The sequence below is a fragment of the Duganella sp. GW822-FHT06D06 genome (assembly GCF_058799615.1).
Genome location: NZ_JBXALQ010000015.1, coordinates 115795 through 135813 on the forward strand (window position 1 = coordinate 115795; position 20019 = coordinate 135813).

General features: G+C 64.9%; 17 protein-coding genes and 2 riboswitches. Of the genes, 8 read left to right on the forward strand and 9 right to left on the reverse strand.

All coding sequences use genetic code 11. The annotated features are described in order from the left end of the window. Positions 1-115: 115 nt before the first annotated feature. Together AC1RMD_RS23850 and AC1RMD_RS23855 are read left to right on the forward strand one after the other, a co-directional pair. Complete coding sequence (locus tag AC1RMD_RS23850; protein ID WP_492930045.1) at positions 116-346, forward strand: hypothetical protein; 231 nt, start codon at positions 116-118, stop codon at positions 344-346. Positions 347-400: 54 nt separating this feature from the next. Further along, on the forward strand, positions 401-823 hold the full coding sequence (locus AC1RMD_RS23855; protein WP_492930047.1) for a hypothetical protein: 423 nt from the start codon (positions 401-403) through the stop codon (positions 821-823). A gap of 12 nt (positions 824-835) precedes the next feature. Here AC1RMD_RS23855 and AC1RMD_RS23860 read toward each other — a convergent pair whose 3' ends face one another. The 7 genes from AC1RMD_RS23860 to AC1RMD_RS23890 all read right to left on the reverse strand — a co-directional run bounded on the left by AC1RMD_RS23860 (position 836) and on the right by AC1RMD_RS23890 (position 10897). Further along, positions 836-1801 (reverse strand): ion channel, encoded by a 966-nt coding sequence (locus tag AC1RMD_RS23860; RefSeq protein WP_492930049.1) that lies wholly within the window; start codon positions 1799-1801, stop codon positions 836-838. A 12-nt stretch (positions 1802-1813) separates the two neighbouring features. Further along, positions 1814-2350 carry a peptide deformylase gene (gene def / locus AC1RMD_RS23865; protein WP_492930051.1) on the reverse strand — a complete coding sequence of 179 codons (537 nt, stop codon included), beginning with the start codon at positions 2348-2350 and terminating at the stop codon, positions 1814-1816. Beyond that, the gene (gene galU / locus AC1RMD_RS23870) at positions 2347-3246 is read right to left on the reverse strand and encodes a UTP--glucose-1-phosphate uridylyltransferase GalU (RefSeq protein ID WP_492930053.1); all 900 of its coding nucleotides are present in this window, start codon (positions 3244-3246) and stop codon (positions 2347-2349) included. Before galU ends, def begins: the two co-directional genes overlap by 4 nt. Positions 3247-3261: 15 nt before the next feature. Further along, on the reverse strand, positions 3262-5598 hold the full coding sequence (gene ligA / locus AC1RMD_RS23875; protein ID WP_492930055.1) for an NAD-dependent DNA ligase LigA: 2337 nt from the start codon (positions 5596-5598) through the stop codon (positions 3262-3264). 8 nt (positions 5599-5606) lie between these two features. Beyond that, positions 5607-6734 carry a cell division protein ZipA C-terminal FtsZ-binding domain-containing protein gene (locus AC1RMD_RS23880; RefSeq protein ID WP_492930057.1) on the reverse strand — a complete coding sequence of 376 codons (1128 nt, stop codon included), beginning with the start codon at positions 6732-6734 and terminating at the stop codon, positions 5607-5609. Then, positions 6731-10258, reverse strand: coding sequence for a chromosome segregation protein SMC (gene smc / locus AC1RMD_RS23885; RefSeq protein ID WP_492930059.1), 3528 nt, complete (start codon positions 10256-10258; stop codon positions 6731-6733). The genes AC1RMD_RS23880 and smc overlap by 4 nt, the downstream gene beginning before the upstream one ends. Positions 10259-10351: 93 nt before the next feature. After that, a complete protein-coding gene (locus tag AC1RMD_RS23890) occupies positions 10352-10897 on the reverse strand; it encodes a phosphatase PAP2 family protein (protein ID WP_492930061.1) in 546 nt (181 codons plus the stop codon). A gap of 229 nt (positions 10898-11126) precedes the next feature. On the opposite strand from AC1RMD_RS23890, the gene AC1RMD_RS23895 reads away from it, so the two are divergent. Both AC1RMD_RS23895 and AC1RMD_RS23900 read left to right on the forward strand, forming a co-directional pair. Next, positions 11127-11750, forward strand: a complete 624-nt coding sequence (locus AC1RMD_RS23895) for a glutathione S-transferase family protein (protein WP_492930063.1) — start codon at positions 11127-11129, stop codon at positions 11748-11750. A 22-nt stretch (positions 11751-11772) separates the two neighbouring features. Further along, positions 11773-12429: a LysE family translocator gene (locus AC1RMD_RS23900; RefSeq protein ID WP_492930065.1), complete on the forward strand. Its 657-nt coding sequence runs from the start codon at positions 11773-11775 to the stop codon at positions 12427-12429. Between the two features lie 12 nt (positions 12430-12441). Here the strand turns inward: AC1RMD_RS23900 and AC1RMD_RS23905 are convergent, their stop codons facing one another. Beyond that, positions 12442-15060, reverse strand: a complete 2619-nt coding sequence (locus AC1RMD_RS23905) for a DUF1631 family protein (RefSeq protein ID WP_492930067.1) — start codon at positions 15058-15060, stop codon at positions 12442-12444. A gap of 217 nt (positions 15061-15277) precedes the next feature. On the opposite strand from AC1RMD_RS23905, the gene AC1RMD_RS23910 reads away from it, so the two are divergent. Further along, on the forward strand, positions 15278-17038 hold the full coding sequence (locus AC1RMD_RS23910) for a methyl-accepting chemotaxis protein (protein ID WP_492930069.1): 1761 nt from the start codon (positions 15278-15280) through the stop codon (positions 17036-17038). A gap of 157 nt (positions 17039-17195) precedes the next feature. Further along, a complete protein-coding gene (locus tag AC1RMD_RS23915) occupies positions 17196-17399 on the forward strand; it encodes a hypothetical protein (protein ID WP_492930071.1) in 204 nt (67 codons plus the stop codon). Positions 17400-17448: 49 nt separating this feature from the next. On the opposite strand, the gene AC1RMD_RS23920 is transcribed toward AC1RMD_RS23915, so the two are convergent. Further along, entirely contained in the window at positions 17449-18009 is a 561-nt protein-coding gene (locus AC1RMD_RS23920) for an ATP-dependent Clp protease proteolytic subunit (RefSeq protein ID WP_492930073.1), read from the reverse strand. Between the two features lie 143 nt (positions 18010-18152). Then, a riboswitch (glycine riboswitch) is annotated at positions 18153-18239 on the forward strand. 40 nt (positions 18240-18279) lie between these two features. Next, positions 18280-18397: riboswitch (glycine riboswitch) on the forward strand. Between the two features lie 78 nt (positions 18398-18475). On the opposite strand from AC1RMD_RS23920, the gene gcvT reads away from it, so the two are divergent. Both gcvT and gcvH read left to right on the forward strand, forming a co-directional pair. Continuing rightward, positions 18476-19597: a glycine cleavage system aminomethyltransferase GcvT gene (gene gcvT, locus AC1RMD_RS23925; RefSeq protein ID WP_492930075.1), complete on the forward strand. Its 1122-nt coding sequence runs from the start codon at positions 18476-18478 to the stop codon at positions 19595-19597. Positions 19598-19633: 36 nt separating this feature from the next. Continuing rightward, the gene (gene gcvH, locus AC1RMD_RS23930; RefSeq protein ID WP_492930077.1) at positions 19634-20014 is read left to right on the forward strand and encodes a glycine cleavage system protein GcvH; all 381 of its coding nucleotides are present in this window, start codon (positions 19634-19636) and stop codon (positions 20012-20014) included. Positions 20015-20019: the final 5 nt, after the last annotated feature.

Genomic DNA, 20019 nt, shown 5'->3' on the forward strand with positions numbered 1-20019 from the left:
CTTGCTCTGATACGGAGTAATCGTCAATGTTGACATAAAAGCATATCGACCGCAATCGGCGCCGGCGCCGTTGAATTAATGGCACAATACCGGCTTACTTTTTTGGAGCACCATCATGACTATTTTTGCCGCCTCGGTTTTCGACGCCACCGTTATCTACGAAGGCAATGAACTGTTCAAAGGCCAGGGCGCCGCGCGCGGCTGGGCCGAAAAGCTGGCGAAGGAACTGGAGTGCGAGATCGGCGTCGAAAAGATCGGCACCGGCTGGGTACTGACCGGCACCGTCGATGGCGAACCCTGCAAATGGAGCATCGTCGGCCAACGCCTGAAACGCATGGAGGCGTGACCTGAAACAGGTGTAGAATTTAACTCCACCCTATGCCGCTGAGCCGCTTTCGCCATGCCTCAAGCACTGCCCTTCCTGATTCGCAAAGAATGCCCGCCCGGCGCCTGCGAGTGCCGCCGCGACGAACTGCTGGAACAATGGGACAGTACGCCGGACGACACCGACATCCGCATCCTGCGCCTCACGCGTGAGCAGGAAAAGGCGCTGATCGAAAAGATCGAGAACATCGCCAGCTTCGAGGAGCTCGGCCGCATCGAGCAGCGCATGCTGGAGCAGCTGGGCATCCGCCTGACCATAACCCCCAGCGCCAACGGCGTGCGCACCGTGATGGGCCTGCAGATACGCCTGGCGGAGCAACCTGGCCTGTGCCGCAAAACACGCGAGAACCTGCCGGCCGCCGTGCGCCGCTGCTTCAACAAACGTCCCGATATCGTCTACGCGTTGCTGAATGCGCGCGACCTGCTGGGCGCCGAATAGCGCACGTAGCCGTCAGCCGGGGTGCGCCAGCGCCGCGCCGGGCATGCTGCCGCCCGCCGAGCCGTCCGGGTAGATGTCGTGGAATTTGCTGTAGTCGAGTATCCGCACATTGCCATCCTGCTTGTCCGACATGATGTCGGCAAAATGGTGGTTGAAGTAGATGTGCTCCGCCGCGTAGGTCTGGCGCGCGTGGACGAAGTCGTTGAGCGTGTCGTCGGTGCCGGAAACCGCCACCGACAGCGTGGCGCCTTCGTTGTGCAGGTCCTCTTGCGACTTGCCCCAGAACGGGCTGGATTCGTCGATCTTGTGCAAGATCGTCCAGGTCAGCGCGAACACGCCGGAACGTTCGCGCTCCAGCTGCAAATCGTAGAAGCGCGTGAAGATCTGCCCTTCCAGCGTCATCTCGCGGCGGATCAGCGTGGCCCGCACCGAGGCTTCCAGTATCAGGTTGCCGCGCTCATTGCCGGTCCTCAGCATCAGCGTCGGCACGCCGTTGAAGGGCGTGACCACCGCGACGTCGGAAAACATGATACGCGAGGTCGGCCGCGAGAAGCGCGCGAACAGCAGTCCCGTCACCGTCGCCACTTCCACCATGCCGAGCAGGATCTCGGTCGAGGCGACCACGTGGCCGTAGGTTGAACCGGGATTCATATAGCCATAGCCGACGGTGGCCAGCGTTTCGATCGAAAAGAAAAAGGTGTCGAGGAAGGAGCCCGGCCGCGCATTGGCGACCGAGCCGGGCACCAGGAAGAACGCCAGCGCGAACGCCAGGTTGGTGACCATGTACAAGCCGCCGACCAGCAGGAAGAAACGCGGCCAGCTCAGCGTCAGCATCCAGTGATAGATGTCGCCCCAATAGCGGCGCCCCAGTCCCACCCGCTTGATCTGCGAGGTCCCCATCTGAAACACGCCGCGCTCGTTGCCGACCCGTGGACGGACGACCTTTTGCGCATGCTTGCGCACCGGACCTTCACTCATCGCCTGGCCGCCTCAATCGTCGTCGTTGGGATCGAGGTCGGGGAACATCACCTCGGTAAAGCCGAACCTGGAAAAGTCCTTGATGCGCATCGGGTACAACACGCCGAGCAGGTGGTCCACCTCGTGCTGCACCACGCGCGCGTGGAAGCCGTCGACATCGCGCAGGACAGGCTGCTGGAACTGGTCCACGCCTTCGTAGCGCAGGCTGGTGTAGCGTGGCACGCTGCCGCGCAGGCCAGGCACCGACAGGCAACCTTCGAAGCCCTCTTCCATCTCGTCCGACAACGGCGTGAGGACGGGATTGATCAATACCGTTTCCGGCACTTGCGGCGCATCGGGATAGCGCGCATTCTGCTTGAAGCCGAAGATCACCAGTTGCAGGTTGACGCCGATCTGCGGCGCCGCCAGGCCCGCGCCATTGGCGGCGTACATGGTGTCGAACATATCGGCGATCAGCTCGCGCATGGCCGGCGTATCGAATTCGGTGACAGGATCGGCCACGCGCAGCAGGCGCGGATCGCCCATCTTCAGGATTTCACGCACCGTCATTTGCTGCCTCCGTTGATTTCGCACTGCATGTCGCGCAGGAACTGGCAATACTCGGCGGCGGTTTCCGGGTGCTTGAGGCCCATCGCCGTCATCGCCTTCAGGTAGCCCAGCTTGGAGCCGCAGTCGTAGCGCTGGCCGTCGTAACGGTAGGCCAGCACGCGTTCATCCTTCATCAGTGCGGCGATGCCGTCGGTCAGCTGGATCTCGCCGCCGGTGCCGGTGCCGAGGTTCTCCAGGTACTGGAAAATCCGGCCCGACAGCACGTAGCGGCCCACCACCGCCAGCGTGGACGGCGCCACATCCGGCGCTGGCTTCTCGACGATGCCGTGCACCAGCTCCAGCTTCGGCTGGTAGGCCGAGGCGCTGACGATGCCGTATTGACGCGTGGCTTCGCGCGCCACTTCCTGCACCGCCAGGATGCTGCAGCGCTCGTAGGCGTACAGGTCGGTCATCTGCGCCAGCACCGGCCGGATGCCGTCGGCGGTATCCATGAAGTCGTCCGCCAGCAGCACGGCGAACGGCTCGTCGCCGATCACCGGGCGCGCGCACAGCACCGCGTGGCCCAGGCCCAGCGGCTCGGACTGACGGATGTAGATGCAGTTGACGTGCTTCGGAATGACGTTCTGCACCAGTTCCAGCAAGCCCTTCTTGTCGGCCGCCGCCAGTTCCGCTTCCAGTTCGTAGGCCTTGTCGAAGTGGTCTTCGATGGCGCGCTTGTTACGGCCGGTGATGAACACCATTTCCGTGATGCCGGCGGCGACCGCTTCTTCCACGGCGTACTGGATCAGCGGCTTGTCGACGATGGGCAGCATTTCCTTCGGCTGCGCCTTGGTCGCGGGAAGGAACCGGCTGCCAAGGCCGGCCACAGGGAACACTGCTTTTCTGATTTTGGACATGATTTTTATCTTGTTTTAGCTGGCTTCCAGCAGCGCCAGCAGGCCCGCCTCGTCCAGTATGGTCACTTCGAGTTCCTGGGCCTTGGCCAGCTTGCTGCCGGCATCGGCTCCCGCCACCAGATAATGCGTCTTCTTGGATACCGAGCCGGATACCTTGCCGCCCTGCGCTTCGATCATGGCGGCGGCCTGGTCGCGGCTCAGCTTGGGCAGAGTGCCGGTCAATACAAAGGTCTTGCCGGTCAGCGGACCTTCGGCGGCCTGCTCCGGCAGTTGCGCCAGCAGATCGTCGCGCAAGCGGTGCAGCGCCAGCAGCTGTTCGCGATGGCCCGGCTCCGCCATCCACGCTTGCAGCGCTTCGGCCACGCCGGCCGGCAGGCCGAACACCGTGAACACCGGCAGGTGCGCCAGCACTTCCAGCGTCACTTCCTGTTCGACCAGTTGTTTGCTGCGTGGTTCCGTCAACTTGGGAATGCCCAGCGCGGCCATCAGCTTGACGGTGTCGAGCTTCTCGCGCAGCTTGGCGCTGGGCGGGTGCTCGCCGGTCGGCGCGACGCCGGCGGCCAGCAAGGCGTCGATGGCTTCCTGGTTCTTCGGCTCGGCGAAGAAGTCGGCGATCGATTCGGCGACGATGCCGCCGATGTCGGGCAGCACGCGCAACAGCGCGGCCGGCACGCGGCGCACCAGGTCGAAACGGCCCAGCCATTCGGCCAGCGTCTTGGCGGTCGATTCGCCGACGTGGCGGATGCCGAGCGCGAACAGCATGCGTTCCAGCGGCGGGTTCTTGCTTGCGGCGATGGCTTCCAGCAGATTGTCCGCCCACTTGGTGGCGATCTTGCCCTGGGCGACGGTCTCCGGCGTAGAGCCTTCGCGTTCGTCCGCCAGGCGCTTCATTTCCAGCAGGTCTTCCAGCTTCAGCGCGTACAGGTCGGCCACGCGCTGGACCTGGCCGTGCTCGACCAGGTTGTCGATATAGCGGTCGCCCAGGCCTTCGATGTCCATCATGCGGCGGCCGGCGAAGTGGCGGATCGCCTCCTTGCGCTGGGCCGAGCAGAACAAACCGCCGGAGCAGCGCGCGATCGCCTCGCCTTCTTCACGCACCACGTGCGAGCCGCAGACCGGGCAGGTCTTCGGCAGCACATAGGCTTCCGGTTCCGGCGACAGGCGGCGCTCCAGCACCACGGACAGCACCTCGGGGATGACGTCGCCGGCGCGACGCACGATCACCGTGTCGCCGACCCGCACATCCTTGCGGCGCACTTCGTCTTCGTTGTGCAGCGTGGCGTTGGTGACGTTGACGCCGCCGACGAACACGGACGCCAGCCGCGCCACCGGCGTGATGGCGCCGGTGCGGCCGACCTGCACTTCAATCGCCAGCACGGTGGTCAGCGCTTCTTCGGCGGGGAACTTGTGCGCCAGCGCGAAACGCGGCGCGCGCGAGACGTAGCCCAGCGTGCGCTGGTCTTGCAGCAGGTTGGCTTTGTAGACCACGCCGTCGATTTCGTATGGCATGGTCGGACGCGCATCGCCGATCTGCTTGTAGTAGGCCATCAGGCCGTCGTAGCCGCGCACCACGGACGCTTCTTTCGCCACCGGCAGGCCCATGCTGCGATACCAGTCCAGCAGTGCGGAGTGCGACAGCGGCATATCGGCGCCTTCCAGCGCGCCGACGCCGTAGGCGAAGAAACTCAGCTTGCGCGATGCGGTGATGCGGGAATCGAGCTGGCGCAGGCTGCCCGCCGCCGCGTTGCGCGGATTGACGAACTCCTTCAGGCCGGCGTCGCGCTGGCGCGCATTCATCGCTTCGAAATCGCTCTTGAACATCAACACTTCGCCGCGCACATCGAGAATCGCTGGCGGCGTCGGCGTGTTCAGGCGCAGCGGTATCGAGCGGATGGTGCGGATATTGGTGGTGACGTCCTCGCCGGTGTAGCCGTCGCCGCGCGTGGCCGCTTGCACCAGCAGGCCGTCGACGTAGCGCAGGTTGATGGCCAGGCCGTCGTATTTGACTTCGGCCGCGTATTCGACAGCGGCCGCCGCGTCCAGCCCTTCACGCACGCGGCGGTCAAAGTTCTCGATATCCTCGTCGGTAAAACCGTTATTCAGCGACAGCATCGGCACCGTATGAGTGACCTGGTCGAACTGCGGCAGCGGCGCCGCACCCACGCGCTTGGTGGGCGAATCGGGCAGCGCGAATTGCGGGTGTGCTTCTTCCAGCTTTTGCAGCTCGACGAACAGCTTGTCGTACTCCGCGTCCGGGATGGTGGGCGCGTCTTCCACATGATAGGCGTGCAGGTGCTTGTTGAGCTCGGCGCTCAACGTCCCTATGCGCGCTTTGTAATCCACTTCGGTCATGCTACTTCCTAGCTAAACAAACGCAACGCGCGGGTGGAACCGGCCGGAATATCGGCGTCGTTCATCTCGGCGTAGAAATCCTGTACCTGGCCGGCGATCTCCGCCAGCGCGGCGTCCGACAACGGCTGGTTGTAGTCGTCGACGATGGTCGCATCCAGGCGGCCCACCAACGACTTGGCGCAAGCCACCATCGCGCCGAAGCCGTCGCGGGCCGGCGTCACGCACGGCACGTCCAGCAGCAGCGTCAGGCGCGGCGTGGTTTCCTCGGCCAGCGTGACGTTGGTCGACAGCGAGAACAGATGACCGCCCTCGCCGTCCGGCATCACATAGCGGCCGTCGGGACGCACGTCGAAGCCCTGCTTTTCCAGCGCGCCCAGCAAGGTGGAGATGGCCCATGGCGCGCCGTTGGTTTGCAGGTTGACGCCCAGCTGCGCGTCGTGGCCGGCGACGAAGCGGTGCAGGTTGCGCGCTTCGGCCATCACTTCGATCATGTCCGGGATTTCCGGCTCGGCGCCGATTTCGTCGGCCATCGCGCGCAGGCGCGTGACCAGTTCCGAGTATTCCAGTTCGTTCAATGCGGTGCTGCGACTGGCCAGCTGCACGCCGCCTTGCAGCTTGGTGTAGATGCCGCCGTGGACGATGGGCTCCCAGTCGCCGCTGACGGCCAGGCCGATGTAGTGCACCGGCTTGTTGCCGACCATGCGCAGCGTTTGCAGCACCGGCAGCAGCTTGTCGCCGCGTGCAGGGCCTTCCAGCGCCAGCGGCAGCAGGCAGTCGATCAGCGGGTCGACCAGCGCGGTGGCCTGTTCGGCCGCCGGCGTCACGGCGTTGACGCGCGGCGCGGCCGTCGGGGCGGCCGGATCGGTCTCGAATTCGGCCACCACCGCGCCCAGCGCGGCGGCTGCGGCCGAGGCTTCGCCACCCGCCACGCCGGGAGCGGCGCTGTCGAGCGAGAAGCTAGGCTCATGGCGCGAGACCGGCGCATCGCCGGTGCGCATCAGCACATCGTCATGGTCGTTCGAGAAAGCGCGTTCGACGCTCTTCTTCGCCTTGTATTCCTGGATCTTGTTGTAGGTGAAAACGCCGGCGACGAATACGCCGGCGATTCCGATCAAACTCATTTGTAGGTCTGTCATGCTGCTTGTGCCTCGGAAGCGAAGTTTGCGGCGGATTCCATATCCACCGCCACGATGCGCGATACGCCCTGCTCTTGCATCGTCACACCGATCAGTTGATTGGCCATCTCCATCGCAATCTTGTTGTGCGAGATGAAGAGGAATTGGGTGTGGTCAGACATGCGTTTGACCATCCGGCAGAATCGTTCGGTATTGGCGTCGTCCAGCGGTGCATCGACCTCGTCGAGCAGGCAGAACGGCGCGGGGTTAAGTCGGAACATCGAGAACACCAGCGCCGTTGCGGTCAGCGCTTTTTCACCGCCGGACAACAGGTGAATGGTGGCGTTCTTTTTACCCGGCGGCTGGGCCATGACCTGCACGCCGGAATCGAGGATTTCGTCGCCGGTCATGATCAGCTTCGCCTGGCCGCCGCCGAACAGAATCGGGAACAGTTCGGAGAAGTGGCCGTTGACGCGGTCGAAGGTGTCTTGCAGCAGTTCGCGGGTCTCTTTGTCGATGCGCGCGATCGCGTCTTCCAGCGTGTTGATCGCCTCGTTCAGGTCGGCGTTCTGCGCGTCGAGGAAGTTCTTGCGTTCGGAGGCCGTCGCCAGCTCGTCCAGAGCGGCCAGGTTGACCGCGCCCAGCATCGAGATCGCATTGGTCAGGCGGGTCACCTCACCTTGCAGATACGAGGCCTTCATCTCGGGATGCAGCTTCTCGGCCAGCGCCGCTTCGTCGGCCTGCACTTCGGCCAGCTGCGCGGCGAACTGCTCCTGGTTCAGGCGCGCGGCCTGTTCCTTCAGCTGCATTTCCATGATCTTGTCGCGCTGCGGCTGCAAGGCGCGCTCGGTCGACATGCGGCCCTCCTCGAACATGCGCAACTGCTGCGTGATCTGATCGAGTTCGTGGCGGGCGTCGGACAGCGCTTTTTCCTGACCGGTGCGACGGTCCAGCAGATCCTGCAAGCCCTCGTTGGCCTGGCCTGATTCGAGGCTGGCCAGTTCGGCCTGTCCCGCTTCCAGGCTTTGCGTGACCTGCGCCACCTGCGCGGTCGCGGTGGCGATCGAGCGGCGGAATTCCTCGATCTTGCTGCGCTGGGACTTCTCCGCAAACTGCGCTTCCTGCGCGGCGCGTTCCAGGTCGCGCAAGGCTTCGCGGGCGTCGGCCAGGCGTTGCTCTTTTTCGAGGAACAGGGTCTGGCCTTCCTCGTGGTCGCCCTGCAGATTGCCGAGTTCCATGTCGAGCTGCTCAAACTTCTCCTCGGACTCCATCTTGACCTGGGCGTGTTCCTCTTCCTGCGCGGCGATTTCGGCCAGGTCGGTTTCGATCTGGTTGCTGCGCTGGTTGAAGCGCGTCTCGATCTCCGACAGCTTGACCACGTCCAGCTGCAAGGTGTGCACCGACTGCTGCAGGCTTTGCAGCTTGGCGCGGTATTCGGTCAGGCGGTGCGTCAGCTCGGAGACGGCGGCATCGGCGCGCACCGAACGGGCGCGCGCCTCGTCGGCCAGCATCTGCTGCGCGCGCAGCTGCTTGGTGATGTTGTCGATTTCCTGCTGGCGGCCCAGCATGCCGTCCTGCTCCGAGTCGGCGGCGTAGAAACGCACGCTGCCCTGCGTGACGGCGTGGCCCTGGCGGGTGACGAAGCAGGCGCCGGCCGGCAGCTTGGCGCGCTCGGCGAAGGCTTCGGCCGTGTCCTCGGCGATGTAGACGTTGTGCAGCCAGTCCTGCAGCAGGCCGCGCAGGCCGGGATCGTTCAGCTTGAGCAGATTCAGGAACGGCTTCAGGCCCGCCACCTCCACCGGCGCCGGCGGCACCGCGGGCGACGGCGCGAACAGCGCCAGCTTGGCCGGCGGCGCATCGTTGAAGAAGGCCTTGGCCCATTCGATGTTCGACATCTGCAACGCCGAGGTGCGCTCGCGCAGCACGGATTCCAGCGCGGTCTCCCAGCCGGATTCGATGTTCAGTTTTTGCCACAGGCGCGGCAGCGTGTCGAGCTCGTGCTTCTGCAGCCACGGCGTGACTTTGCCCTGCGTCTGCACCCGTTCCTGCAACTGCCGCAGCGCGTTCAGGCGCGCTTCCAGTTGCGCGTTGGCGGCGCTTTCGCCGTTGACCTGCTGCTGCGCGGCCTGGCGTTCCTCGTCCAGCCTGGGCTGCTGTTCCAGCGCCTCGTCCAGCAGGTAGCCTTGTTCTTCCAGCGCCTGCTGCTTTTCTTCCAGCTGCAGGCGCAGGTTGCTCAGGTGCGCGCTGTCCGGCAGGTTGAGGCCGCTCTTTTCCTGCTGCAGGCGCTCGCGCCGCACGGCCAGGCCGTTGAGGATGTTGTTGGCGTTGCGCTGGTGCGCCGATTCCAGTTCCAGCTGCTGCTGCGCCTGCATGATGCGGGCGCGCGATTCGGTGCTCTTGGTCTGCGCCTCGCGCCACACCTGCTCCAGCATCGGCAGCGATTCGGCCTTCTGCTCGGCCATCATCTGCGACTGCTCGACCTTGGCCGCCAGTTCTTCCAGCGTGAACTCGCCTTCCTCGATCTGGCCGCCGTATTCGGTGGCCTGGTGCTGCCACTGGTCGCGCTGCGCGGTCAGCGCGGCCAGCTGCGCTTGCAGGCGGCTGCGCGATTCGATGACGAACTTGATCTGCGCTTCCAGGCTACCGATCTCGGCGTTGGTCTGGTACAGGCTGCCCTGCGCGGTGTGCAGGCGGTCGCCGGCGGCGAAGTGGCCCTGGCGCATCTGCTCCAGCGACAGCTCGACATTGCGCAGCTTGGCGGTCTGTTCTTCCAGGTCGTTCTGCGCCTGCTCCATTTCGCGGAAGTATTTCTTCTGCTCGTTTTCGGCCTCGACCTTGCGCAGCAACCACAACAGCTTTTGCTTCTCTTCCTGGTCCGATTGCAGCTGGTGGAACTTGGTGGCGACGGCGGCCTGGCCTTCCAGCTTTTCAAGGTTCGAGTTCAGCTCGCGCAGGATGTCGTCCACCCGCAGCAGGTTCTCGCGGGTGTCGTGCAGGCGGTTTTCCGTTTCGCGGCGACGTTCCTTGTACTTGGAGACGCCGGCCGCTTCTTCCAGGAACACGCGCAGCTCTTCCGGGCGCGATTCGATGATGCGGCTGATCATGCCCTGGCCGATGATGGCGTAAGCGCGCGGGCCGAGGCCGGTGCCCAGGAAGATGTCCTGGATGTCGCGCCGGCGCACCGGCTGGCCGTTGATGTAGTAGGTCGAGGTGCCGTCGCGCGTCAGCGTGCGCTTGACGGCGATCTCGGCGTACTGGCCCCACTGGCCGGAGGCCTTGCCGTCGTTGTTGTCGAACACCAGCTCGACCGAGGCGCGCCCGGCCGGCTTGCGGTGGGTCGAGCCGTTGAAGATAACGTCCTGCATGGACTCGCCGCGCAGCTCGGAAGCCTTGGACTCGCCCAGCACCCAGCGCACGGCGTCGATGATGTTCGACTTGCCGCAACCGTTGGGACCCACCACGCCAACCAACTGACCCGGCACCTGGAAATTGGTGGGATCAACGAAAGACTTAAATCCCGACAATTTGATGGAAGATAGACGCACGTTGTTATCTGGTGTGTGGGCTGGAAAAGTTCACAATAATACCATTTTGCGCTTCAAATCTGGCCGAAAGCGCGTCATGGACGGTGCATGCGCCTATCGTAGCGGGGTTTTGGGTTCGCGCCAAATGGCGCGGGTATAAGGTTTGTCGTGGCCGGACAGCCAGAGCGCGGCCTGGGTGATCCACATTTCGGCCGGCACCGGCTCCACCCGCGGCGCGATCAGCACCACGGGGATGCACAGCACCACCAGCAGCCGGCTCAGCGCCATGTGGTGCTCGGTGCTGGCGTACCAGATGAACACCGCCGCCACGGCCAGGCCGAGCAGGCAGCCGGTCACCGACTCGGACACCGAATGGGCTTGCACATAGACGCGGGAGATGGAAATGAGCACGGCCAGCAGCACCCCAAACAAGGTCCCCAGCACACGCAATGGCTGCGACGACGAACGGAAAGCCAGGAAGAAAGCGACCGGGAACACGGCGGCGGCGCGCATCGCATGGCCGCTGAAGCCGGCGAACTCGACCGATTCCACGCCTATCCCCCAGCCGACGAAAGCCATCTTGGTGGCCACGACCAGCGCCATGCCGATGCCGAACAGCACGCACCACGCCGCCGTCAGGCGCCACGACTTGCCCGCCAACAGCCAAACGGCGATCGCGACTCCTATTGGCCCGGTTACCGCCAGACTCCCCGTCAAACTCAAACCGTGCCACCACATCATCATCTAAAAGCGCCCTATCGTTGTTTTTGCACCGCGTCATTAAAACACACGCGGGCGCATTCTATCGAAAATTGCCGTGCAACAATAGAGCCGGAGCAAAATCAGGCGGCGGCCAACGCGCTCGCACGGGGCGTGGCATACTATTGCCATGCTCACCATACTCGGCAAATCCTCCTCCATCAATGTCCGCAAGGTCTTGTGGACGTGCGCGGAAGTCGGTCTCGATTACCGCCTGGAGGACTACGGCAGCGGCTTCCAGCCGACCACCACGCCGGAATTCCTGCGCATGAATCCCAACGGCATGGTGCCGGTCATCATCGACGACGGCCAAAGCCTGTGGGAATCGAACACCATCTGCCGCTATCTGGCGGGCAAGCACGGCCGCACCGATCTGCTGCCGGCCGCGCCGATGGCGCGCGCCCAGGTGGAAAAGTGGATGGACTGGCAGGCCACCGAACTGAACAACGCCTGGCGCTATGCCTTCATGGCGATGATACGGCAGAGTCCCGCGCATGGCGACGCGGCGGCGCTGGTGGCCAGCGTGGCCGAATGGAACCGGCTGATGGGCATGCTGGACGCGCACCTGGCGGCCGCCGGGCCGTACGTCTGCGGCGACGTGCTGACCCTGGCCGACGTCGTCCTTGGGCTGTCGGCCAACCGCTGGCGTTCGATGCCGATGGCGCGGCCCGCGCTGGCGGCGGTCGACGCCTGGTTTGCCCGATTGAGCGAGCGCGCAGGCTTCCGCAGCCACGGCTGCAACGGCCTCCCCTGACACTTACCTTTGGAGTTTAGCAATGACTGTATCGACCTGGCTGTTGTTCTTATCGGTTTCCCTGGCGGCGGCGTTCAGCCCCGGACCGGGCGTGCTGATGGCGATCTCGACCGCGACCACCATGGGCGCGCGGCGCGCGCTCTACAGTTCGGCCGGCAATGCGCTGGGCGTGTTCATCGTGGCGACCACGGCGGTGGCTGGCCTGGGGCTGTTGCTGAAGACTTCGGCCTTGGCGTTCGGCGCGCTGAAGGTGGCCGGCGCGGCCTACCTGATCTACCTGGGCATCAAGGCCTGGCGCCACGCCAGCCTGGTCACTGAGACGGCGGAGACCGCCGCCACGGCGACCGCCGCGCCGAACGCGGCCGAGGCCAGCCGCCTGAGCACCTTCCGCGCCGGCCTGCTGGTCGCGGTCAGCAATCCGAAGGCGATTCTGTTTTTCACCGCCGTGTTCCCGCAGTTCATGCCGCCGGATCACGTGGATCCGGTGCGCTTCCTGCTGTTGACGTCGACCTTCACCAGCTGCACGCTGTTGTCGCACTTCTTCTACGTGGCGTGCGCGTCGTGGTTGAAGCGCAGCGTCAAGCAGAGCATCGCCCGCACCCGCCTGGCCAAGCGCACCACCGGTGTGATCTTCGTCGGCATGGGCGGCGCGTTGCTGACTTTGACGAATTCGAAGTAACAGCGGAAGAACTTAACCGAACGCCGAGGCTGGCGGGTCGATGGAGGCGTCGTTGTCGGCGCTGCGGGCCAGCGCTTGCGATAGCGCGACGGCGACCACGCCTTCGCTGCGCACTACCTGCACGGTCTGTTCGAGGAAGCGCTTGGCCAGCTGTTCGCCGGACATCGAGAACGCTTCCTGCCGCGCCGCCGTCGAGAAGATGTACAAGGTGCGCAACGGACTGATCCACGCCAGCTTGACCTTGCGGCTGCCGCCGTCCTCCTGCTCGAACTCCAGCCACATGCCGCGCGTCAGGCTGTCGACTTCGATGGCGGCGTCCTCCTCTTCGGGATCGGCTTGCTGTCCGGCGCGCGCTTCGGCTTCCGCCTTGGCGGCCGCGTCGGCTTTGGCTTGCAGCTCCAGGCGCCGCTCGGCCGCCTGCTGCGCCACCTGCATCGAAATTTCCAGCTGACGTTCGGGCGACATCTCCAGCGGCGCGCGCACGATGGAGGCGTGACACTCGGCCAGCTCGGCAAAGAATTGCAGGCGGTCGGCGTCCTGCCACTTGATGATGTCCAGCCATTTGTTGAGCGTGGTCAGCAGCACCGGCAGCTTGGCGATCAGCTGCTTGCGCTCATCGGCGTTGAGCTTGGGACGCACGCTCCAGATCAGGTCGTCCATGGTCTTGGTGGCGTTGTTGACGGCGCCAGGCTTGTCGTCCTCGATGCTGTAGGCGATGGTCAGCACCGACACCCAGCGCTGTTCGAGGAAGGCTTCCACCACGGCGATCACCTCGCCGGTGCCGATGCGCAGCGCCACGGCGTTCCTGGCCAGCTTGGTCGACTCGGCCATCCGCTCCTGCTTCAGCGCGGCGGCGATCGGTTCGGCGATGGCGGTGGCGGCGGCGCGCTCTTCGGCCTGGATCGACGCCTCCAGCTCATTGACCGCTTCGGTGAAGACCGACAGTTCATGCTCGTAATCGCGGCCGACGCGGTCCACGCTGCGCTGCATCGCCTGGAACAACGGGTCTTCCGGCCCCTTGCGCTGCTCCCAGCCCATGCGCGACAACAGGTCGATCAGGCGGCGCGCCGGATGGGCTTCCTGGAAGAAGAAATTCTTGTCGACCAGTGCGGCCTTCAGCACCGGGATTTGCAGGAAGCGGATCAGGTCGCGGATTTCCTGCGAGATGTTCTGGTCGTGGAAGACGGTGTCGAAGATCGCCGACAGCAGATCGATGGTGCTTTCGTCGGTGCGCGACAGGCTGCCCTGCGGCATGCTGGCCTTGATGTTGGGCAGGTAAAACACGTTGCCGCCCGCCGCCGGTGCGGCATCGAGCGCGGCCTGGCCGGACGGCGCCGGTCCGGCGGCGAAACCAGCCACCGCGCCCAACGTACCGATCGATTCGTAAGGCACGGCTTTTTGCAGCTGCGCCAGATACGCCAGCAACGGCTGCTTGGCGCCGATCTGCGACAGGCGTTGCGCGTCTTCGTTGCTGATGGAGTCGGGCAGCAAGCCTTGTGCGGGGCCTTGCACCCAGACGCCGCCCGCAGATGCGAATCCGCCCGCAGCGACGGCCGGCGCACCCGCCACGCCAGCGACAAAGCCCGGAGCCATCGCCACGCCACCCTGGACGCCGTGCGCTGCCGTCATGCCGCCATGAGCGCCAACAACGGCCGCGCCCTGTCCAGCGCCGCCAACCGCGCCTACGGCTCCTGGCACAACAGCGCCGGCGCCGCCCCGCGCGGCCGCATTCGGTACCCACGCCGCGCCCGAGTTCAGCGCCGACATCGGCAGATCGGGAATGCTCAGGTCTACGCCATGCATCAGGCCATCGGCGATGTCGTCGACGATCGCCCCCGCGGCGGAACCCTCCACGTCGCTGGAGGCAAAGAACTGCCGCAACTGCTGCGCCAGCGCCGCCTGGTTGCCGCGCACGCGCGACGGCGCCGCGGCCTTGGCTTTGTCCGCCTTGCGTCCCTGGTGGCCGTCCACCGATCCGGGCAACACACCCTTGCTCTGCAAGGCCAGGTTCAAGGCATCCAGCATCGGGCCCAGCTCGATGAACATGCCCGGCTTGATCAGCGGCTGCAACAGCGGCGCGGCATCGGCCTCGGTATCGAACTCGGTCCAGGCCTGCTGCAGGGCGACCAGGAACACGTCGGGCCGGAACGGGTTCTGGCTGACGCGCAGGATATCGCGATCGAGCAGGAAGGCCAGGCGCACGTTCAGCGTTTGCAACTGGTCGGAATACTTGCTCTCGAACGGCTTGCTGACGCCGCTGAGCGCGACCTTGTTATCCATCTCCTCGAACGGCACCAGCGACAACGGCTGCTCGGCCTCGCGCAGCTTGCCCTTGACCGTCGGCGACAACTCGGCGATCTCGCGCCGCAACGCCTTCTCCAGCGTGGCGGAGGCCAGATGCAGGAAGGCGAAGTTGCGATTGCGGAGCTGGTTGCCGGCGCGGATGCGCTGCTGCATGGTGCGCGGATCGCCGCCGGTGGCGTCGATCAAGGCGCCGGCCAGGCGCGTGGCCAGGTCCAGATACTGGTCGCTGGCATGCTTGGTGGCGATGCCGATCAACTCCTCCAACAAGGCATGCCGCGGCGAGACCGTCTTTTTCGGCAATCCGGGCGTTGTGGAAGTTGCAACCATGATGTGTCCTGCTGTGATAGGTGAGTCCGTTTACGACATTCTTACACATTCTTTCTGTATGGCAATACCGGAAAGGAAAGACTGTGCAATATTTCGCGTATTTTCCCGTTTTTCCACAACTTTTTTGGCATGAAACCCAGTATTGACGGGGCGCAAAGGACAAGATTGAAGTTTCCCTAACATAACAATTTCCTTCCGTCGCCAGCGAGACCCCGCCATGAAACTCCTGCATAACCTGGAAATCTCCAGCAAGCTGCTGGCCGCCTTCGCCGTCCTGCTCGGCCTGACTACACTGCTGGTCCTGAACGCCTTGGCCCGCATGGGGCAGATCGACCAGGCCGCCGCCGACTTGTCCGGAAAATGGTTGCCACAGACTATAGCAGTACTGTCCCTGCGCAACGATTTGCAGGAAGTGCGCAAGCTGGAATATGTGGTGGTCGGCGACAAGGACAGCATCGCCGACGCCGACCGCAAGCTGGGCGCGGCCCACGCCGACCTGCGCGACCATGCCGGCCAGCTGGCGCGGCTGCTGGCCGGGACGCCGCAACAGCCGCTGGCCACGGAACTGCTGCGCCTGGCCGCCGATTTCGCCACCGAACACAAGCGCATGATCGCCCTCGCCGCCGAAGCCAGGAAGGACGAGGCCAGCGCCCTGCTCAGGGGCCGCTCGCAGCAAGCGCTGGACGCCGTGAACGGCCAGCTCGACAAGCTGTTGGCGGCGCAGGTGGCCGGCAGCCGGCAGGCGGCGCGCGCGGCCGACGAACTGTACGACGGCGCCCGCCTGATCACGCTGAGCACGCTCGGCATGGCGCTCTTCGGCGGCGCGCTGCTGGCGCTGTGGCTGGCCCGTTCGATCTCGGTGCCGTTGCAGCGGGCGATGCAGGCGGCGCAGCGCATCGCCGGCGGCGACCTCGGCACCCGCATCGGCGCCACCGCCAACAACGAGACCGGCAAGCTGCTGCAGGCGATGCAGCACATGAACGACAGCCTGCTGGGCATCATCGGCCACGTGCAGCACGGCGCCCTCGCCATCGACGACGGCGCGCGCGAGATCGCCGCGGGCAACCTGAACCTGTCGACCCGCACCGAGCAACAGGCCGCGTCGCTGGAGGAAACCGCGTCGTCGATGGAGCAGCTGACGGCCACCGTCAAGCAAAACGCCGAGCACGCAATGCAGGCCAACCAGCTGGCGCTGTCGGCGTCCGCCGTGGCGCTGCGCGGCGGCGCCGACGTCGAGCAGGTGGTGGGCACGATGGCGTCCATCAACGACAGCTCGCGCAAGATCGCCGAGATCATCGGCGTCATCGACGGCATCGCCTTCCAGACCAACATCCTGGCCTTGAATGCGGCAGTGGAGGCGGCCCGCGCCGGCGAACAGGGGCGCGGCTTCGCGGTGGTGGCGTCGGAAGTGCGCAACCTGGCGCAGCGCAGCGCGGCGGCGGCCAAGGAGATCAAGGAGCTGATCGCCGATTCGGTCGACAAAGTGGCGCGCGGCACGCAATTGGCCGACCAGGCGCGCAACACGATGGACGAGGTGGTCGGCAGCGTCAAGCGCGTGACCGGACTGATAGGCGAAATCGCCGACGCCAGCGCCGAGCAGACCACCGGGCTGGAGCAAGTCAACCAGGCGGTGGCGGAAATGGACCAGGCCACCCAGCAGAACGCCGCCCTGGTCGAGCAGGCGACTGCGGCGACGGCCGCGATGCAAGCCGAATCCGGCAAGTTGAATCAGGCGATCGGCGTATTTTCCGTCCAGGACGAACCGCTTCCGGCCCCTGCCCTGGCCGCCGAGCTCGCCGCGCCGGCAAACCGGATGACGCATGCGGGCGCCGCCAGCGCTGGCGGCCGGCGTGCACCGTCACCGGCCCGGCCGGAGCGGGCATGGGCGGCGGCACCGGCGCGCGGCAAAGCCGCGCCGGCCGTTCGTCCGCCGCTGAGCGGTCAGCGCAACAAGGAGGTGGAATGGGAGGAATTTTAAGCGGCTGGCAAGGCGTACTCCTACACGCCACCAAGAGAAATTCCGATAGCGATCGCCGGATCGAGCCCGCATCATTGCGATACCAAAAACGCGCCGGAATGCAAGCGCCGACGCGGTTTTGGCAAGCACGTTCTTTCACTTTCGCAAAGGAATCGACATGAGCTCGAATCAAAAAGGTGGCAGTAGCAAGCAAGGCTCGGATCAGGGCAGCAGCAAGCAATCGGGCGGCCAGGGTTCGTCCGGCGGGTCGCGCGGCAGCGGCGGCGGCACCCAGGGCGGCACCCATGAGCAACACGTGGAGGCCGGCCGTCAGAGCCACAAAAACGACGCCAACAAGCAGTCCGGCAATAAAGACCGCTAACCAGGCCGGCGCGGTCCCTGCGGCGCCGTCACCGGGCGCCGCAACTTTTTCAAATATTCGTCACCCGTTGTCCGCGCGGCGGCACGAAATCCTTCACCGCATTGACCATCCCCACCGTCAAGCCTTCGGCCGCCGTCAGGTGCAGGTCCGAATACTCATGGATGCGCCAGTGCTCGTCGCTCAATTCCACGTGGTCGCGCAGGATCTGCTCGGTGCGGGCGTCGTCGGCCTGCAAGCCTTCGACGATGATGCGCAGCGCGTCCGGGCGGGCGCCGTGCGGCGCGCTGGCGTGCGACTTGTGCACCATGAAGCGCGCCGTGTCGCTGGCGTAGCGCTCGGCGCCGGACAGGAACAGGATCACCGCGATCGATGCCACCGCGCCGGCGTTGTAGGTGATGATCTTGATCGGCAGCTTGCTCAGGTAGTTGTACAGGCAAATGCCGTCGCTGACGTAGCCGCCGTTCGACTGGATCAGGATGTGGGCGGTGGTGACGCGGTCTTCGGTCATGTCGGCGACCGCGTCGAAGACGCGGCGGACCATGTCGCTGTTGACATCGCCGGACAGGGTGAACCACGCGTGGCCCTCGTAAGTAGTGGAATCTTGGCTCATGGCTGGGCTCTCGAATAAGTGTGATTTATTCTAGCAAATAGTTGTCTTTCGAGTCTTATTATTGCATTTCATTCGTGCGGCGGCCGCGCTCGTCTAAAAACGGGCTTCAGATTGACAACAAGGTACTTCTGACATATATTCCCGAGTCTTGATCGGGAGAGGGCAATCCAGCGTTGCCGCCGAAGGGGCACTACCCAAAAACTCTCAGGCAAAAGGACCGATCAAGGGACCAGCGCGGCCGTCGGATGGATGATTCGACGGGACGCCAACTGGACCAACTCTGGAGAGCGGCCGCGGCGCAAGCTGGCGACCCACCGAAGGGGCGCACGGGAACCAGGAGCCAGTCTCCTCCCGTAATCTCTCAGGTACCAAGGACAGAGGGGTCTGCGATCATTGTGGAATCAGCTTTTGTTGAGCGTTTCCTTGTATGTTCTGTTAACCCCTATTCGAATTGGACCGAGGAATTATGACGCTTAAAGCCACCCCACTCAACAATGCCCACCGCGCAGCCGGCGCCAAGATGGTCGATTTCGGCGGCTGGGACATGCCGGTCAACTACGGCTCCCAAATTGAGGAACACAACGCCGTGCGCACCGACGTCGGCATGTTCGACGTCGCCCACATGTGCGTGGTCGACATCAAGGGCGACCATGTGCGCGGTTTCCTGCGCGGCCTGCTGGCCAACAACGTCGACAAGCTGCAGGTATCGGGCAAGGCGCTGTACTCCTGCATGCTGAACCCACAGGGCTTCGTGATCGACGACCTGATCGTCTACTTCATCAACGAGAGCTGGTTCCGCCTGGTGGTCAACGCCGGCACCGCTGAAAAAGACGTGGCCTGGATGCAGCAGCACAACGCCGCCACCAGCGCCGGCCTGACCATCACCCAACGCCGCGACGGCGCCGACGCGATGGCGCTGATCGCCGTGCAGGGCCCGAACGCCCGCGCCAAGGTCTGGCAAGTGATCCCGGAATCGAAGGAAGGCACGGCCGAGATGAAGCCGTTCAACGTCGCCTTCGCCCAGAGCCCGACCTTCGGCGAGGCGATGATCGCCCGCACCGGCTATACCGGCGAAGACGGCTTTGAAATCGGCGTCGCCGCCGAGCAGGCCGAGAACCTGTGGAACGCGCTGGTCGCCGCCGGCGTCAAGCCGGCCGGCCTGGGCGCGCGCGACACGCTGCGCCTGGAAGCCGGCATGAACCTGTACGGCCAGGACATGGACGAAACCGTCAACCCGCTGGACGCCGGCCTGGCCTGGACCATCGACCTGGTCGCCGAGCGCGACTTCATCGGCAAGGCAGCGCTGCAGGCGATGGGCCAGAACGCCCAGTTCGTCGGCCTGATCCTGCGCGAAAAAGGCGGCGTGCTGCGCGCCCACCAGAAGGTGGTGGTAGCGGGCAGCGACGCCACCGGCGAGATCACCAGCGGCACCTTCAGCCCGTCGATGCAACAGGCGATCGCCCTGGCGCGGGTGCCGAACGGCGTGGCCGTCGGCGACACCGTGCACGTCGAGATCCGCGACAAGAAACTGGCCGCGTCGGTGGTCAAGCTGCCGTTCGTGCGCAACGGTAAAATCCTGGCTGTTTAATTTTCGAATCACCCTATCACCCTTCTGGAGCCCTACATGAACATTCCTGCCGACCTGAAGTACACCGAATCCCACGAATGGGTACGCGCTGAAGCTGACGGCACCGTCACCGTCGGCATCACCGAGTTCGCACAGGATGCGCTGGGCGACATCGTCTTCGTCGAACTGCCAAAAGTAGGCACCACCTACGGCGCCGGCGACGATGCCGCCGTGGTGGAATCGGTCAAAGCGGCCAGCGACATCTACGCGCCGATCGCCGGTGAAGTGATTGCCGTCAACGACGACGTGGTCGACACGCCCGAGTCGATCAACGCCGACGCCTACAGCGCCTGGCTGTTCAAGATCAAGCCGGCCGACGCCGCCGCGATCGACGGCCTGCTGGACGCCGCCGCCTACGGCAAGACCACCGAAGCGTAATACGC

What these genes read in the sequence shown, in the direction of transcription:
- AC1RMD_RS23850 (WP_492930045.1), top strand. Translation starts at nt 116, where the DNA reads ATGACTATTTTTGCCGCCTCGGTTTTCGACGCCACCGTTATCTACGAA.
- AC1RMD_RS23855 (WP_492930047.1), top strand. Translation starts at nt 401, where the DNA reads ATGCCTCAAGCACTGCCCTTCCTGATTCGCAAAGAATGCCCGCCCGGC.
- AC1RMD_RS23860 (WP_492930049.1), bottom strand. Translation starts at nt 1,801, where the DNA reads ATGAGTGAAGGTCCGGTGCGCAAGCATGCGCAAAAGGTCGTCCGTCCA.
- def (WP_492930051.1), bottom strand. Translation starts at nt 2,350, where the DNA reads ATGACGGTGCGTGAAATCCTGAAGATGGGCGATCCGCGCCTGCTGCGC.
- galU (WP_492930053.1), bottom strand. Translation starts at nt 3,246, where the DNA reads ATGTCCAAAATCAGAAAAGCAGTGTTCCCTGTGGCCGGCCTTGGCAGC.
- ligA (WP_492930055.1), bottom strand. Translation starts at nt 5,598, where the DNA reads ATGACCGAAGTGGATTACAAAGCGCGCATAGGGACGTTGAGCGCCGAG.
- AC1RMD_RS23880 (WP_492930057.1), bottom strand. Translation starts at nt 6,734, where the DNA reads ATGACAGACCTACAAATGAGTTTGATCGGAATCGCCGGCGTATTCGTC.
- AC1RMD_RS23895 (WP_492930063.1), top strand. Translation starts at nt 11,127, where the DNA reads ATGCTCACCATACTCGGCAAATCCTCCTCCATCAATGTCCGCAAGGTC.
- AC1RMD_RS23900 (WP_492930065.1), top strand. Translation starts at nt 11,773, where the DNA reads ATGACTGTATCGACCTGGCTGTTGTTCTTATCGGTTTCCCTGGCGGCG.
- AC1RMD_RS23905 (WP_492930067.1), bottom strand. Translation starts at nt 15,060, where the DNA reads ATGGTTGCAACTTCCACAACGCCCGGATTGCCGAAAAAGACGGTCTCG.
- AC1RMD_RS23910 (WP_492930069.1), top strand. Translation starts at nt 15,278, where the DNA reads ATGAAACTCCTGCATAACCTGGAAATCTCCAGCAAGCTGCTGGCCGCC.
- AC1RMD_RS23915 (WP_492930071.1), top strand. Translation starts at nt 17,196, where the DNA reads ATGAGCTCGAATCAAAAAGGTGGCAGTAGCAAGCAAGGCTCGGATCAG.
- AC1RMD_RS23920 (WP_492930073.1), bottom strand. Translation starts at nt 18,009, where the DNA reads ATGAGCCAAGATTCCACTACTTACGAGGGCCACGCGTGGTTCACCCTG.
- gcvT (WP_492930075.1), top strand. Translation starts at nt 18,476, where the DNA reads ATGACGCTTAAAGCCACCCCACTCAACAATGCCCACCGCGCAGCCGGC.
- gcvH (WP_492930077.1), top strand. Translation starts at nt 19,634, where the DNA reads ATGAACATTCCTGCCGACCTGAAGTACACCGAATCCCACGAATGGGTA.